Genomic DNA, 15,016 nt, shown 5'->3' with positions numbered 1-15,016 from the left:
CGGGTGGTGATGTGCAGGCTGCACGCAGCGCTCTGGCCCGTGCTTGCGAGGGCTTAAAGCTACTGCGCTGGCGATTGGCTGACAAGTGCGGGCGTACCGACAGTCGCCAATGCTTGGCCCGGCCGCGCTGTAGCACTAGACTGGCGGCCTTTTCATTAGCCGATACCGATTGCTGCGAAACCATGGCCGCCAAAGTCGAACCGTTCTGGATGCGTAAAACCCTTGACCAACTTGATGCCGTCGAGTGGGAGTCGCTGTGCGACGGTTGCGGACTGTGCTGTCTGCAAAAGCTTGAGGATGAGGACGACGGCAGCGTCTATTACACGCGCATCGCCTGCAAGTTGCTGGACCTGAAAACCTGCCAGTGCAGCGATTACCCCAATCGTCGCGCGCAGGTCCCCGATTGCATTCAGCTGACGCCGGGGCAGGCTGACGAATTCAAGTGGTTACCGCCCACGTGCGGCTATCGCCTGGTCAGTGAGGGGCAGGATCTGCCGCTCTGGCACCATCTGGTGTGCGGTGACCGGGATCAGGTGCACAAGCAGCGAATTTCCCAGTCAGGTCGCATGGTCAGTGAAAACAGCGTCGACGAGGACGATTGGGAAGATTATCTGATCTTCCGCGCAGGCTGAGCCGGCGCGTGATGTCGCCTGTGCAGGCGTAAGCTCGCTCGCGGTGCCCTGGATCTGTCATGAATCTATTGGCTGACAGGCCGGCATGGCGTTATCGCGCTATTGCGCTTCGCGAGCAAGCTCACTCCTACAATGAGCGGGAATACCACGGTGCAAGCTGATCCGTTCAAATACCCTTGGGGCCTTTGACCGCATCGATGCTCTTGACCACGGCCTCTTCGGCTGCGACTTCGGCCTTGGTCTTGAGCTTGCTCAATTCGGCTCCGGCTTCTTCAATGCGCGAGCGGGCCAGATCCATATCGCTGCGGCTTTTATCCAGCAGCGCCTTGGCCGAGCAGTGGCCAGTGATGCCGCGGGCCAGCACTGCGCCGCCGATGGCCAGTTGCACCAGGCCGAAAATCCCGCCACGGCGCAGGCCTTTGCCCATCATCAGCACGCCACCGGCCAGCGAGCCGATACGCTCCCAGCCCTGTACGTTCTGCTCTGGATAATCGCGCACGGTGCGTTCGACGCGTTTAAGGATCGGGGTGTCGCTCATGATGCGTTCTCCATGAAGAGTAAGGTCCTTAAAGCTGACTGTCATAAGCGCAAACTGTTCAATGCGTTTGTCCAGGCTGTGCAGTCAGGTGCGATCGGTGTCCCGGCCGAACTGCGGCCCGGAGCGGGTGTTGTTGCCCTTGGCCATGCGATCGTAGAGCACCACGTTGACCGTCGCGGCCAGGTTCATGCAGCCGGTGGTGGGGATGTAAACCACGTCCTCGCACCAGTCGCGAATCTCCTTGTCGAGCGAGCCGTCTTCCGGTCCGAAGATGTAGATCGCGCGATCCGGGTGGGTGTATTCGGGCAGTGAGCGCGCGCCCTCGACCAGCTCTACAGCCACGGGTATGCAACCCAGTGGAATGATCTTTTTCAGGTCATCGATGCCGATCAGCGGAATGTCCTGATGGATCTTCTTGGTGTCGGTAACGAAGTCCCGCGCCCGTTCGTAGCGCGTACCGGTATAGAACACCGAGGCCACGCCATAGCAGCCCGCTGCGCGCATCACCGATCCGACGTTTTCCGGCGACTTGGGGTTGTACAAGCCGATGCAGGCATAGCGTTTGTTGGCCACGGGGGAGGGTGCTCGTTGAGAAAAGGCAGCGATTATACGGGAGGTTATGGGGATATTGGTGCTTACCCCTGTCGCAGCACGGCTTGCCGGCGGTAGCGATCACTCATGCGCCACCGCTGGCAAGCCGTGCTGCTACAGGGCCCGGTTCAATCGTCTTTTTTCATGAGGCCGGCCAGGGCGGCGAACGGGTTGTGAGTCGCCTTGGCGGTTTTCGGGGTGCTCAGGGAGCTGTCGGAGAAGTACTGCTGGTCGGTATAGCGCGAGTGTTCGTTGTCGTGGCAGTACAGGCACAATAGCTCCCAGTTGGAGCCGTCCTGCGGGTTGTTGTCGTGGTTGTGATCGCGGTGATGCACGGTCAGCTCGCTCAGGCGCTTGCCGGCAAACTCACGGGCGCAACGGCCGCATACATGCGGGTACATACGCAGCGCCTTGTCGCGATAACCCATTTCGCGGTCACGCTGGGCGTCAGCGAGGATACGGTCCAGCTTGGAAGTGTTGGTCGGCGTTCCCGAACTCATGGTGTCACCTGTTTCGTTGTGCTTTGGCAATGGGGCAAGTCTAGCGCTTTGCCTGGCCGTTAGCCCTTCACTTTTTCAGCGATCCAGATCGTGTGCCTGGTGCCCTTGTTGCCATGCGCGTAGACCTTGACCTCTTCGGCCTTGAAGCCGGCCTTGCGCAACTTGTCACTGAATGCCGCATCAGCGCTGGCTGACCATACCGCCAACACACCTTTAGGGCGCAGCGCCTGGGCGCAGGCAGCCAGTCCGCCAGAAGAATACAGCCAGCTGTTGGATTTTTGCGTCAGGCCTTCGGGTCCGTTGTCGACATCAAGCATGATGGCATCGAACCCCTGCGGTTCGCTCTTGAGCACCTGGGCCACGTCCTGGACCACGACCCTGGCGCGTGGGTCCTGCAACGGGTTGCCGGACTTCTCGCCCAGTGGCCCGCGATTCCACTCGACCACGCCGGGTACCAGTTCAGCGACTACCACCTCACCGTTCTTGCCCAGATGCCTGAGTGCCGAGGCCAGGGTGAAGCCCATGCCCAAGCCGCCAATCAGCACCCGTGGATTGAGACGCGAGGCGACTTTTTTGCAGGGGATTTCCGCCAGCGCGTCTTCTGAGCCGTGCATGCGCGTGTTCATCAACTGGCCGCCGTCGCCGCCCTGGATCTTGATCACGAAGTCTTCGCCGTATTCGAACAGGCACAGGGCGCCGCCGTTGTCGGGGATCGGGGTGGTGTCGAGCAGAACGAAACGTTTCATGGATAACTCGGTGAAAGGCCTTGGTCGAGGTGAGGCTGGCAATTTGTCAGCGCACGATGCGCTGAGCAGGAGTAGCCTTGGCGACACAGCAAAAGATTGGCAGCGGAGGCCAACGATGAAGCGCTCCATTCTAGCGGCGATTACCTTGATGATGCTTGGTGCATCACAGGCTTTTGCCGAGAATCTGCAACCTGTGCTCAATACACCTGAACCGATTGCCGCCAACGCCGGTTCACCGGGGACCGCCACACCCACACCCTATCCGCAAGTCGCGCCGCCGAGTATTCCGCGTGCGGGCGGGCAGGGTAATCCCCCGCTATTGCCGAAGATCCCGCAGCCAGGGCCACCGAAGGAAGACGAGCCTCTGCAGGGCGTGCCGCCGCCGCCAAAGCCGACTCCCTGAACTGATCCGCCACAAGCATGACTCCACAGGTTCAGCATGCAAACGGGGATCGGCTCATTCCTGCTGCGCCACCACCTGCCCATCCATCATGCGCAAGCGCCTGGACATGGCCACGGCGATTGCGCGGATGATTTTCGCCGCCACTTTCGGCGCGTCATTGAGCATCTTGTCCAGCGAGTCCTTGCCCAGGTTCAACAGGCAACAAGGCGAAGCGGCGATGCAACTGGCCGAACGACGTTCGCCGTCGAGCACCGCCATTTCCCCGAAGGCACGACCGCTGCGCAGGGTCGCGGTCTCGATCTGCTTGCCGTCGCCGTTGAGTTTCTGCACCGAGACCGTGCCCGAATGGATGATGCACATGAAGGTGCCAGCGTCGCCCTCGCTGAAGATCGCCTGGCCTTTTTCGATATTGCTGATGCTGAAGTAACCCGCCGCAGCGGAAAAATCCGCAGGCGTCAGGGCGAGAAACAGACCGCAGTCCATCAGCATGTCGCGAATTTCGTTATTCAGTGATGATGGTGTCGGCATGGGATGTTCTTGTTGAAGTGTTGAAAAAATGCAAGCGCAGGCATCTGACGGGCTTGACGGTCCCGGACGATAGTCGTCCGGGCGCCGCCTGATATGACTCGTGGCCTGCGCAGAGTTCCTCAGGCCATCTGCAATACCTTGAAGATAAACCCGTATTCGAGCGCCACGTCGCGCAAGCCCTGATAGCGACCGCTCATGCCACCGTGCCCGGCGCCCAATTCGGTCTTGAGCAGCAGCAGATTGGCATCGGTTTTGGTGTCGCGCAATTTTGCCACCCACTTGGCCGCTTCCCAATACTGCACGCGGCTGTCGTTATAACCGGCGATCACCAGCATCGCCGGATAAGCCTGGGCGCGGACGTTTTCGTAAGGCGCATACGCCTTGATGCGCTCATACACGGCCGGGTCCTGGGGGTTGCCCCATTCGTCGTACTCGGTGACGGTCAGCGGCAGATCGGGATCGAGCATGGTGTTCAATACATCGACGAACGGGACTTCGGCAATCGCTGCCTTGAACAGATCCGGACGCTGGTTGACCACTGCACCGATCAACAGGCCGCCCGCGCTGCCACCGCTGATCACCAGCTTTTCGGCGCTCGTGAGGGTTTGTGCAATCAGATGTTCAGCGCAGGCGATGAAGTCGCTGAACGTGTTCTGTTTGTGCTCCTGCTTGCCATTGCGATACCAGGCCTCGCCCAGTTCGCCGCCGCCGCGCACATGGGCGATGGCGAAGGCCACGCCGCGGTCCAGCAGGCTCAGGCGCGAATGGGAGAACCATGGATCGAGGCTCTCGCCATAAGCGCCGTAGCCGTAGAGGTAAAGCGGCACGGGCTGGCCTGCCAACTCACGCTTGACCACCAGACTGATCGGCACCTGGGTGCCATCGGCAGCGGTTGCCCACAAACGCTGGCTGACGTAGGCATCGGGGTCGAACACACCGAGCACGGGCGTTTCCTTGAGCACCGCCTGCTCGCCGGTCGCCAGGGTCAGTTGACGTACCTGTGGCGGGCGATTGAGCGATTGATAGCGCAGGCGAATCTTGTCGCTGTCAAATTCAAGGGTGTCCTGCACATACAGGTTGTAGGCCGCATCCGGGAGTTGCACGCGATACGCCGGCAAGCCTTGTGGGTGAACCTCGACGATGGGCAAGCCGCCTTCGCGCAGGCTCAGGGTCAGGCCTTTGGCATTGAGGCTGAAGCCATCGAGCATCACCGTGTCACTGTGCGCGACCAAGGTCTGCCAGTCTTTGCGCGCAGGCACACCGCTGGATTTTTCGGCGGCGTGGTACAGCGCAAAATTGATACCCGCCTGGTTGCTGCGAATCAGCCAGCTCCAGGTCCCGTCGATCAAACCGTGATCCACCGAGTACTCGTGACCTTCACTGCGCGGGTCCATGCACACGAACGCCTGCTCCGGCTTGCCGGCATCCAGCACCCAGCTTTCACCCGTGGTCTTGCTGTCCAGGGCCAGGACCAACTGGCGCTCGGAGCTGCTGCGGTAGCAATGCAGGAAGAAACGCCCGTCCGGCTCGTTGAAAACCAGATCGGCTGAGTCATTGCCCAGTTTGTGGCGGTACAGCTTGTGCGGGCGATGGGTTTCGTCCAGTTCACCGAAAAACAGCGTCTGGCTGTCATTGGCCCAGGTCATGCTGCCGTCGCAGTCATCGAACGGCAGGCTGGTGACATCGCCGCTGCCAAGCTCCTTGACGTACAGCTGGTAGACCTCCTCGCCGCTGGTATCCAGGCTGTAGGCCAGACGCTGATGGTCGGGGCTGATGCTGAACGCACCGAGAGAGAAGAAGCCGCCGTTGGCCAGCGCGTTGGGATCGAGCAGCAGTTGTTCAGCGCTTTCGTCGACCGTCTGCGAATCGTCCGCCGGACGCGGGCAGCGGTAGTGGCGGGCGTACTCGTCGCCTTCGGTGGTGCGGGTGTAATACAGATACGGACCCCAGGGCGAGGGCAGCGACAGGTCGGTTTCCAGAATGCGGCCCTTGATCTCCTGGAACAACGTCTCACGCAGGGCCTGCTGGTCCGCCAGCTGTTGTTCCTGATAGTCGTTTTCGGCCTTGAGGTAATCGAGCACCTCATCGGTGTCGCGATTCTGCAGCCAGGCATACGGGTCGGCGCCGTCGGCCTTGCGGGCGAGGGGGGCGCTGGAGCTGGATCGGGAAGAAGGCATGCTGGGCTCTCTGAAAGGAAATAGTTCGCCTGGGCGGCAGCCCGATGAGGGCTGCGCGGCGATAACTGAAGCCGAGGAAGCTAGGCTGGCGAAAAGTCGTTATCATAAGCGCCTCTTTACCTGCCTTACCACGGACGTCATGACCGACAACGACTATCTGATTGCCTGGGGCCTTTACGCATTCGCTGCGTTGGGTTGTCTGTTGGTGTGGTTCAAGCTGACCGGCTGGATGTGGCGCTACCTGCGCGAGCCGCTGCGAGTCATTGGCGCGGTGCTGCTGTTTTGCCCGACCATCATCGATCCGGTCAAGGATAAATACGCGCCGGCGCTGGCCATCAGCGTGCTCGACCTGGCGCTCAAGGTCGGTAACAACGTCTGGCGCGCAATGCTCGACCTGGCCACCTACGGCGCGGTCGCATTGGGACTGTACGTCATCTTCGCGCTGATCCGCCTGCCATTTTTGCGCAAGAAAAAGGCCCGTCAGGCCCACGCCGAAGCCGCCGCCGCACAGGCGCTGGCCGAGCACAAGCAGGACGACGAGCCCTTCGCCGCGCAAGGTTCGAGCCGTTACGCCAGCCAACCCGTTGCACCTGCCGATACTGCGCCCAACGGCAACGGCGGTACCAGTGGCCGTTATCGGGTCGAGCCCAAGTTGTGACCCGGCTGTATCAGGCCAGCCCGCCGCTGAACCTACCGAGAGCTGAGCATGTGTGAACTTCTGGGCATGAGTGCCAACGTACCGACCGACATCGTCTTCAGCTTTACCGGGCTGATGCAGCGTGGCGGTCGCACCGGCCCGCACCGTGATGGCTGGGGCATCGGCTTCTACGAAGGTCGCGGATTGCGGCTGTTCCAGGATCCGGCCGCCAGCAGCGAGTCCGAGGTCGCACAACTGGTGCAGCGCTATCCGATCAAGAGCGAAGTGGTCATCGGGCATATTCGCCAGGCCAATGTCGGCAAGGTCTGCCTGTCCAACACTCATCCGTTTGTCCGCGAATTGTGGGGGCGTAACTGGTGTTTCGCGCATAACGGTCAACTGGCGGACTTTCAGCCGCGCGCAACGTTCTATCGGCCGGTGGGCGATACCGACAGCGAAGCTGCGTTCTGCGACCTGCTGAACCGGGTGCGTGAAGCGTTTCCCGAGCCTGTGGAGATCGAACAGCTGCTGGCGACGCTGGTCCAAGCCTGCAGCGAGTATCGGAGCAAAGGCGTATTCAACGCATTGCTCAGTGATGGCGACTGGCTGTTTTGCTTCTGCTCGACCAAGCTGGTGCACATCACCCGCCGCGCGCCATTCGGTCCGGCTCGTTTGAAGGATGTCGACGTCATCGTCGATTTTCAGGCCGAAACCACGCCCAACGATGTGGTTACGGTCATCGCCACCGAGCCGCTGACTGAAAACGAGACCTGGAATCGCTATGAACCCGGTCACTGGAGCCTGTGGCGCCGGGGCGAATGCGTGGCCGAAGGCCGAACCTGACTGAGAGGGATCTATGCTGCGAAGCTATCTGCGACTGGTGTTGTTCACGGCGGGCCTGTTGATCGGCGTGCAGATCCCCGGGTTTATCAGCGATTACAGCAAGCGGGTCGAAGCCCATCTGATCGAAGCGCAGAAAAGCCTGGGCGGGTACAACGACACCGCTCAGCGCTTCTTTAATGGTGATGTGCAGGCGCTGATCCAGCATTACCGCAGCAGTGACGATCCGGTGTTCCGCACCGATGCCGACAACATCAACAGGCTTTTGACCCGCACCCAGGTCCTGGATCGCGAATGGCAGGCGCTGCAAGGTCCCTGGTACATGCGCGCGTACCACGTGTTGACGGCGGCTGACCCGGACATTCGCAGCGAAACCTGGAACGGCTACACCTGGCAGGTGCTGTTGTCGCCGCAAGTCATCGGCTGGGGACTGGTTTGCGCGCTGCTGTTCTCGCTGGTCATCGAAAGTCTTGTGCTGTTCATCGACTGGGTCTTCGTCGGGCGCCACCATGTGCGCCAGGTCAATCGCGATTGGCGTTGATTCGATGAGCATGCGCCCGGTTCTGTAATAGCCCGGTTTGCCGGCGGCAGCGATCTCGAGCACGCCACCGCCGGCAAGGCGTGTTGCTACAGAGCCACATCGCGGTCCGGCTTGATACAACCGCAAGCTCTCCTGCCCCAACAATGCAGCCACATCCGTTTCAGCGCTGCAAACGGATGCGTTGCACGCGTAGACTCAGTGTTCGTCCCCACTTCCCTTCGTACAGGAGATAGCGCCTTGGGCCGCCTGTTATTGAACTGCGACATTGGCGAAAGCTACGGTGCCTGGACCATGGGTCTGGACGCTGAAGTCATGCCGTACATCGATTGCGCCAACATTGCCTGTGGCTTTCATGCAGGGGATCCCGGCGTGATGCGCAAGACCGTGGCCCTGGCCCTGACCCACGAGGTGACCATCGGTGCTCACCCGGCATATCCGGATCTGGTGGGCTTCGGACGTCGGTCAATGGCCTGCTCGGCGCAGGAAGTCCAGGACATGCTGCATTATCAGATCGGCGCACTGGACGGCATTTGTCGGGCGCAGGGTGGGCGAGTGCAGTACGTCAAACCCCATGGCGCGATGTACAACGACATGATGGCCAACCCCACCCAACTGCGTGCGGTTATCGAGGCGATTGCCCGCTACAACCCCGAGCTGCCGCTGATGCTGCTGGCCATGCGTGACAACAGCGCGGCCCAGGCCATGGCCGATGAGTTCGGTGTCACGCTGTGGTTCGAGGCTTTCGCAGACCGGGCGTATGACAGCATCGGGCGCCTGGTTTCGCGCAACCTGCCTGGCGCGGTCCACCATGATCCAGAAACCATCATCGCCCAGGCGCTCACCTTGTCTCGCGGCGAGGCGCTGATCGCCAGCGATGGTAGCGAGCTGCTGCTTGGCGTCGACACCCTCTGCGTGCATGGCGACAACGCCAGCTCCATTGCGGCTGTGCAACGCATTCGTCAGGCGCTGGGTAAGACACCTCGCTCATGAATCTGCGGATCGAAGTCGTCGCGATCGATTGTCTGATGGTGCGCCTGTTCGACGCCATCGATGAAGCCAACATGCCGTGGATGCTCGCTGCTAGCCTGCGATTGCGCGAGGGTTTTGGTGTGCATCTGATCGATCTGGTGCCTTCCTACACGACCTTGATGGTGCATTACGACCTCATGGCGTTAAGTCCGCAGCAAGCGCGGGCGTTGATCGCTCAGGCGCTGACCGGGCTGACGCCAGATGCCGCCGCGGCTGGCAGACAGCATGTGTTGCCGGTCTGGTATGACCTGAGCGTCGGTCCGGAGTTGAGTCTGCTTTCCAGCCGCAGCGGGCTGCCGGTGGAGGAGGTGATCCGGCGTCACAGCCAGCGTACCTATCAGGTGTTCGCCCTGGGCTTTGCCCCGGGTTTTGCCTTCATGGGGTTGGTGGAAGAGCTGCTGGCTGCGCCGCGAATCGGTACGCCGCGCAAACGCGTGGCCGCAGGCAGCGTCGGCATCGCTGAACGGCAGACGGCTGCATATCCGCTTGAGTCCCCTGGTGGCTGGAACATCCTGGGTCGTACGCCGGCCAGACTGTTCGATCGCCAAATCGACGGCTACAGCCTGATGCAGCCCGGCGATACCGTGCGCTTCGAAGCCGTCGACCGCGCAGAATTCATTCGTCTGGGCGGCGACGACACGCCGCTGGAGGCGCTGGCATGAGTGTGCTGACGGTCAAAAGCAGTACGGCGCTGTGCTTGTTGCAGGATGCGGGACGTTTTGGCGTCAGGCATCTGGGCGTCAGCCAGGGCGGTGCGCTGGACTGGGTGTCGATGTCCTGGGCCAACAACCTGCTGAATAACCCGCTGGATGCCGCCGTCATTGAGGTGACCCTCGGCGGGCTCACCCTGATCGCCGAGGCCGACTGCTGCCTGGCATTGGCGGGCGCCGATCTGGGCGCGATGCTCGATGACCGTTCGATTGCACCGTGGCGCAGTTTCTTCGTCCGCAAGGGCCAGCAACTGCGTTTGATCCAGCCCGTCTCGGGCGCGCGAGCCTACCTTGCAGCGCCGGGTGGCTTCCAGGCCGCGAGGGTTCTGGGCAGTTGCGCCACTGTCACACGCGAGGGGCTGGGCGGTCTGGACGGCGCTGGCAGGGCATTGGTTGAAGGTGATCGCCTGAGTTATTCCGGTACTTCATTCCACTTGCACGCGCTGGCAGATCATCTGATTCCATCCATTGACGACACGCGCCCGCTGGACGTTGTCCTCGGCGCGCAAATTGGCCAGTTCAGCGGCCTTAGTCTGTTCGATGCCTTCAACAGCGATTGGACCCTCGACAGCCGCGCCGACCGCATGGGCATGCGCCTGCTGGGGCCGCAGCTGGTCTATCAAGGCCAGCCGATGATCTCCGAAGGGATCCCGCTGGGCGCCATTCAGGTCCCACCAGACGGCCAGCCCATCGTGTTGCTTAACGACCGCCAGACCATCGGCGGCTACCCAAGACTCGGCGCCCTGACCCCGCTTTCACTGGCTCGCCTGGCGCAGAAGCTGCCGGGCAGTGTGATACGGATGAAGCCGGTGGTGCAGGACTTGGCGCATCGGGAGCAGGTGGGGTATTTGCAGAGGCTGGCTGCCAAGGCGCACTGATGGATCTGTACGGGCGGCGAGCTTGTAGGCGCGCGGCTTGTCCCGCGACCGGCGGGGAACCCGTCGTAAACCGGCTATCACGTTGTGTCAGTATATCGTGGTCGCCGAATTTGCTGCCGCTTCGCGCCTGGTCGCGGGACAAACCTCGCTCCCACAGTCTCAGCATCACTTCGCCAGATACCGCATCCCTTCCTCCAGCCCCCTCAATGTCAGCGGATACATCTGATCTTCGATCAGATCGCGCACGATATTGGTCGAGGTGGTGTAGCCCCAGGCGTCCTTGGGGTAGGGGTTGATCCAGATGATCTTCTTGAACTTGGCCATGAAGCGCTGCATCCAGGCGTAGCCGGCTTCTTCGTTCCAGTGCTCGACGCTGCCGCCCGGCTGGGTGATTTCATAGGGCGCCATGGCGGCGTCGCCGATGAAGATCACTTTGTAGTCGGCGCCGTACTTGTGCAGCAGGTCCTGGGTCGAGGTGCGTTCAGAACTGCGGCGCAGGTTGTTTTTCCACACTGACTCGTAAATGAAGTTGTGGAAGTAGAAGTACTCCATGTGTTTGAACTCGGTCTTGCAGGCCGAGAACAGTTCTTCGCAGATTTTTACATGAGCGTCCATCGAGCCGCCGATGTCGAACAGCAGCAACAGCTTGATGGTGTTGCGTCGTTCGGGTCGCATCTGGATGTTCAGCAAACCGGCGTCGCGGGCGGTGTGGTCGATGGTGCCGTCAATGTCCAGCTCGTCCGCCGCGCCTTGGCGGGCAAATTTGCGCAGACGCCGCAGGGCCACCTTGATGTTACGGGTACCGAGTTCGACCTGATCGTCGAGGTTCTTGTACTCGCGCTGTTCCCAGACCTTGGCCGCCTTGCCCTGCCGCTTGCCGGCATCGCCAACGCGGATGCCTTCGGGGTTGTATCCTCCAGAGCCGAACGGGCTGGTGCCACCGGTGCCGATCCATTTGTTGCCGCCGGCATGGCGTTCCTTCTGTTCTTCCAGCCGCTTCTTGAACTCCTCGATGAGCTTGTCCAGACCACCCAGCGATTGAATCTGCGCGCGTTCCTCGTCAGTCAGCGAGCGCTCGAACTCCTTGCGCAGCCAGTCTTCGGGGATCAACGCCTGCAGGTGATCGTCGAGCTTCTCCAGACCATTGAAGTAGGCGCCGAACGCCCGGTCGAACTTGTCGAAATGGCGCTCGTCCTTCACCAGAATCGCCCTCGACAAATAGTAGAACTCGTCCATGTCGGCGAACGTCACCCGCTGTTTCAGGGCGTTGATCAGGTCCAGCAGTTCGCGCACCGAGACCGGCACCTTGGCTGCGCGCATTTCGTTGAACAGGTTGAGCAGCATGGTCATTGCCCTCCACTTGGCGTAAAGAGCTTAACGATTGCCACGACGGCTCATGAACGCCAGTCGCTCCAGCAGCTGCACGTCCTGTTCGTTTTTCACCAGCGCACCTGCCAGCGGCGGGATGGCCTTGGTCGGATCGCGCTCGCGCAGCACCGCCTCGCCGATGTTGTCGGCCATCAGCAGTTTCAGCCAGTCCACCAGTTCCGAGGTCGACGGTTTTTTCTTCAGGCCTGGCACCTTGCGCACGTCGAAGAATACGTCCAGCGCTTCGCTGACCAGGTCCTTCTTGATGTCCGGGTAATGCACGTCGACGATGCGCTGCAGGGTAGGGCGGTCTGGAAAGGCGATGTAATGGAAGAAGCAGCGGCGCAGGAAGGCATCCGGCAGCTCTTTTTCGTTGTTGGAGGTAATGATGATGATCGGGCGCTTTTTCGCCTTGATCGTTTCGTCGATTTCGTAAACGTAGAACTCCATCTTGTCGAGTTCTTGCAGCAGGTCGTTGGGGAATTCGATGTCCGCCTTGTCGATTTCGTCGATCAGCAGAATCACCCGCTCCTCGGACTCGAACGCTTCCCAGAGCTTGCCCTTCTTCAGGTAGTTGCGCACGTCATGGACTTTGTCGACGCCCAGCTGTGAATCGCGCAGACGACTGACCGCGTCGTACTCGTACAGACCCTGATGGGCTTTGGTGGTCGACTTGATGTGCCAGGTGATCAGCTTCACGCCAAACGACTCGGCCAGTTGCTCGGCGAGCATGGTCTTGCCGGTACCCGGTTCGCCCTTGACCAGCAGCGGGCGCTCCAGCGTGATGGCAGCGTTGACTGCAAGCTTCAGGTCGTCGGTGGCGACATAGGCGCGAGTGCCTTCGAACTTCATCGGTAAATCCTCGAACGAAACGCCCGGGAACAGGCCCGAACGGCGCTAAACAGCGAAAAGAATTGCCGCGACTATAACGCGAGCCTCGCTCGACTGTGAACGCAGACGCTCCATTCAGTCGCTGAATGGCGCTCACGGCCCAAGGGGTACGAAGGTGATCTGGGCACCGGCCGGGGATCCTGCAACAGCGCCGCTGGCAAGCCGGACGCCTGCAGGTGCTGGGTGCCCGTACGATCAAGCCGCCATCGGTGCGCTGAATCAGCATGTGCAGCAACCCGAACAGCCATAAAAAAACCCCGCCGGAGCGGGGTTTTTCAACGCTGTGTTTCGATCTTACGCTTGAACGAGCGGAATGTTGGCGCTCGCGGCGATTTCACGGAACTCGGCGATCTGGTCGAAGGACAGGTAGCGGTAGACATCGGCAGCCATGCTGTCGATCTTGCCCGCGTATTCCATGTACTCCTCGACGGTCGGCAGGCGACCCAGGATCGATGCCACGGACGCCAGCTCAGCCGAAGCCAGGTAGACGTTCGCGCCGTCGCCCAGACGGTTCGGGAAGTTACGGGTCGAAGTCGAAACCACGGTGGAGTTCGGTTCAACACGTGCCTGGTTACCCATGCACAGCGAGCAGCCCGGCATTTCCATGCGCGCGCCGGCCTTGCCGTAGATGCCGTAGTAGCCTTCTTCGGTCAGCTGGTGAGCGTCCATCTTGGTCGGCGGCGACAGCCACAGACGGGTTGGCAGCTGGCCCTTGACCTGATCGAGCAACTTGCCGGCAGCGCGGAAGTGGCCGATGTTGGTCATGCACGAACCGATGAACACTTCGTCGATCTTCTCGCCAGCAACGCTGGACAGCAGACGGGCGTCGTCCGGATCGTTCGGCGCACAGAGCACAGGCTCCTTGATGTCGGCCAGGTCGATTTCGATGACTTCAGCGTACTCGGCGTCAGCATCGGCAACCATCAGCTCAGGGTTGGCAACCCAGGCTTCCATCGCTTGCGCACGACGTTCCAGAGTACGAGCATCGCCGTAGCCTTCGCCGATCATCCAGCGCAGCAGGGTGATGTTGGAGTTCAGGTACTCGGTGATCGACTCTTTGGACAGCTTGATGGTGCAACCGGCCGCCGAACGTTCAGCCGAGGCGTCGGACAGCTCGAAAGCCTGTTCGATGCTCAGGTTGTCCAGGCCTTCGATTTCCAGGATGCGGCCGGAGAAGGCGTTTTTCTTGCCCTTCTTCTCGACGGTCAGCAGGCCAGCCTGGATCGCGAAGTAAGGAATGGCATGAACCAGGTCACGTAGGGTGACGCCCGGTTGCATCTTGCCTTTGAAACGCACCAGGATCGATTCCGGCATGTCCAGCGGCATGACGCCGGTGGCTGCGGCAAACGCGACCAGACCGGAACCGGCCGGGAAAGAGATGCCCATCGGGAAGCGGGTGTGCGAGTCACCACCGGTACCAACGGTGTCCGGCAGCAGCATGCGGTTCAGCCAGCTGTGGATGATGCCGTCGCCCGGACGCAGGGAAACGCCGCCGCGGGTCATGATGAAGTCGGGCAGGGTGTGGTGGGTGGTCACGTCGATCGGCTTGGGGTAAGCCGCGGTGTGGCAGAACGACTGCATCACCAGATCGGTCGAGAAGCCCAGGCACGCCAGGTCTTTGAGTTCATCACGGGTCATTGGACCGGTGGTGTCCTGGGAACCGACGGTGGTCATCTTCGGCTCGCAATAGGTGCCTGGACGAACGCCTTTGCCTTCCGGCAGGCCGCACGCCTTGCCGACCATTTTCTGCGCCAGGGTGTAGCCCTTGCCGGTATCGACAGGTGCTTCAGGCAGCTTGAACAGATCGGTAGGACCCAGGCCCAGCTCGGCGCGCGCCTTGTCGGTCAGGCCACGGCCGATGATCAGCGGGATACGGCCGCCGGCACGAACTTCGTCCAACAGCACCGGGGTCTTCATTTCGAAGGTGGTCAGGACTTCGTCGGTGCCGTGTTTGCAGACTTTGCCAGCATGCGGATACAGGTCGATCACGTCGCCCATGTTCATGTT

The 15,016-nt window shown here is 61.2% G+C and carries 17 protein-coding genes; 8 read left to right on the top strand and 9 right to left on the bottom strand.

What is annotated here, in order from left to right:
- Positions 1-182: 182 nt before the first annotated feature.
- The gene (locus ACI2KS_RS00820) at positions 183-632 is read left to right on the top strand and encodes a YcgN family cysteine cluster protein (RefSeq protein ID WP_404616504.1); all 450 of its coding nucleotides are present in this window, start codon (positions 183-185) and stop codon (positions 630-632) included.
- 166 nt (positions 633-798) lie between these two features.
- Here the strand turns inward: ACI2KS_RS00820 and ACI2KS_RS00815 are convergent, their stop codons facing one another.
- The 4 genes from ACI2KS_RS00815 to ACI2KS_RS00800 all read right to left on the bottom strand — a co-directional run bounded on the left by ACI2KS_RS00815 (position 799) and on the right by ACI2KS_RS00800 (position 3,007).
- Positions 799-1,170, bottom strand: a complete 372-nt coding sequence (locus ACI2KS_RS00815; protein ID WP_404616503.1) for a DUF2892 domain-containing protein — start codon at positions 1,168-1,170, stop codon at positions 799-801.
- A gap of 84 nt (positions 1,171-1,254) precedes the next feature.
- Entirely contained in the window at positions 1,255-1,743 is a 489-nt protein-coding gene (locus ACI2KS_RS00810) for an RNA methyltransferase (RefSeq protein WP_404616502.1), read from the bottom strand.
- A 146-nt stretch (positions 1,744-1,889) separates the two neighbouring features.
- The gene (locus tag ACI2KS_RS00805; protein ID WP_404616501.1) at positions 1,890-2,261 is read right to left on the bottom strand and encodes a YajD family HNH nuclease; all 372 of its coding nucleotides are present in this window, start codon (positions 2,259-2,261) and stop codon (positions 1,890-1,892) included.
- Between the two features lie 59 nt (positions 2,262-2,320).
- Positions 2,321-3,007, bottom strand: a complete 687-nt coding sequence (locus tag ACI2KS_RS00800; protein ID WP_404616500.1) for a spermidine synthase — start codon at positions 3,005-3,007, stop codon at positions 2,321-2,323.
- A gap of 115 nt (positions 3,008-3,122) precedes the next feature.
- On the opposite strand from ACI2KS_RS00800, the gene ACI2KS_RS00795 reads away from it, so the two are divergent.
- On the top strand, positions 3,123-3,410 hold the full coding sequence (locus tag ACI2KS_RS00795) for a hypothetical protein (RefSeq protein ID WP_404616499.1): 288 nt from the start codon (positions 3,123-3,125) through the stop codon (positions 3,408-3,410).
- 54 nt (positions 3,411-3,464) lie between these two features.
- Here the strand turns inward: ACI2KS_RS00795 and ACI2KS_RS00790 are convergent, their stop codons facing one another.
- Positions 3,465-3,938 carry a Crp/Fnr family transcriptional regulator gene (locus tag ACI2KS_RS00790; protein WP_404616498.1) on the bottom strand — a complete coding sequence of 158 codons (474 nt, stop codon included), beginning with the start codon at positions 3,936-3,938 and terminating at the stop codon, positions 3,465-3,467.
- A 119-nt stretch (positions 3,939-4,057) separates the two neighbouring features.
- Entirely contained in the window at positions 4,058-6,115 is a 2,058-nt protein-coding gene (locus ACI2KS_RS00785; RefSeq protein ID WP_404616497.1) for a S9 family peptidase, read from the bottom strand.
- A gap of 139 nt (positions 6,116-6,254) precedes the next feature.
- Here ACI2KS_RS00785 and ACI2KS_RS00780 point away from each other — a divergent pair, with 139 nt between their 5' ends.
- From ACI2KS_RS00780 to ACI2KS_RS00755, 6 genes are all read left to right on the top strand, one after another.
- Positions 6,255-6,773, top strand: coding sequence for an MFS transporter (locus tag ACI2KS_RS00780; protein WP_404616496.1), 519 nt, complete (start codon positions 6,255-6,257; stop codon positions 6,771-6,773).
- 48 nt (positions 6,774-6,821) lie between these two features.
- Positions 6,822-7,595, top strand: a complete 774-nt coding sequence (locus ACI2KS_RS00775) for a class II glutamine amidotransferase (RefSeq protein WP_404616495.1) — start codon at positions 6,822-6,824, stop codon at positions 7,593-7,595.
- Positions 7,596-7,608: 13 nt separating this feature from the next.
- A complete protein-coding gene (locus tag ACI2KS_RS00770; RefSeq protein WP_404616494.1) occupies positions 7,609-8,133 on the top strand; it encodes a DUF2937 family protein in 525 nt (174 codons plus the stop codon).
- 237 nt (positions 8,134-8,370) lie between these two features.
- The gene (locus ACI2KS_RS00765) at positions 8,371-9,123 is read left to right on the top strand and encodes a 5-oxoprolinase subunit PxpA (RefSeq protein ID WP_404616493.1); all 753 of its coding nucleotides are present in this window, start codon (positions 8,371-8,373) and stop codon (positions 9,121-9,123) included.
- Positions 9,120-9,824: an allophanate hydrolase subunit 1 gene (locus ACI2KS_RS00760; protein WP_404616492.1), complete on the top strand. Its 705-nt coding sequence runs from the start codon at positions 9,120-9,122 to the stop codon at positions 9,822-9,824. The genes ACI2KS_RS00765 and ACI2KS_RS00760 overlap by 4 nt, the downstream gene beginning before the upstream one ends.
- The gene (locus ACI2KS_RS00755) at positions 9,821-10,750 is read left to right on the top strand and encodes a biotin-dependent carboxyltransferase family protein (RefSeq protein WP_404616491.1); all 930 of its coding nucleotides are present in this window, start codon (positions 9,821-9,823) and stop codon (positions 10,748-10,750) included. The genes ACI2KS_RS00760 and ACI2KS_RS00755 overlap by 4 nt, the downstream gene beginning before the upstream one ends.
- Positions 10,751-10,915: 165 nt before the next feature.
- Here the strand turns inward: ACI2KS_RS00755 and ACI2KS_RS00750 are convergent, their stop codons facing one another.
- From ACI2KS_RS00750 to ACI2KS_RS00740, 3 genes are all read right to left on the bottom strand, one after another.
- Complete coding sequence (locus tag ACI2KS_RS00750; protein WP_404617227.1) at positions 10,916-12,094, bottom strand: VWA domain-containing protein; 1,179 nt, start codon at positions 12,092-12,094, stop codon at positions 10,916-10,918.
- Between the two features lie 30 nt (positions 12,095-12,124).
- Positions 12,125-12,970, bottom strand: coding sequence for an AAA family ATPase (locus ACI2KS_RS00745; protein ID WP_404616490.1), 846 nt, complete (start codon positions 12,968-12,970; stop codon positions 12,125-12,127).
- A 333-nt stretch (positions 12,971-13,303) separates the two neighbouring features.
- Positions 13,304-15,016, bottom strand: a 1,713-nt coding sequence (locus ACI2KS_RS00740; protein WP_404616489.1) for a bifunctional aconitate hydratase 2/2-methylisocitrate dehydratase, incomplete at its 5' end; no start/stop codon positions are given.

The sequence above is a fragment of the Pseudomonas sp. NPDC087358 genome, from assembly GCF_044900785.1.
GTDB lineage: Bacteria > Pseudomonadota > Gammaproteobacteria > Pseudomonadales > Pseudomonadaceae > Aquipseudomonas.
This window is presented reverse-complemented; position numbering and strand designations above follow the sequence as displayed.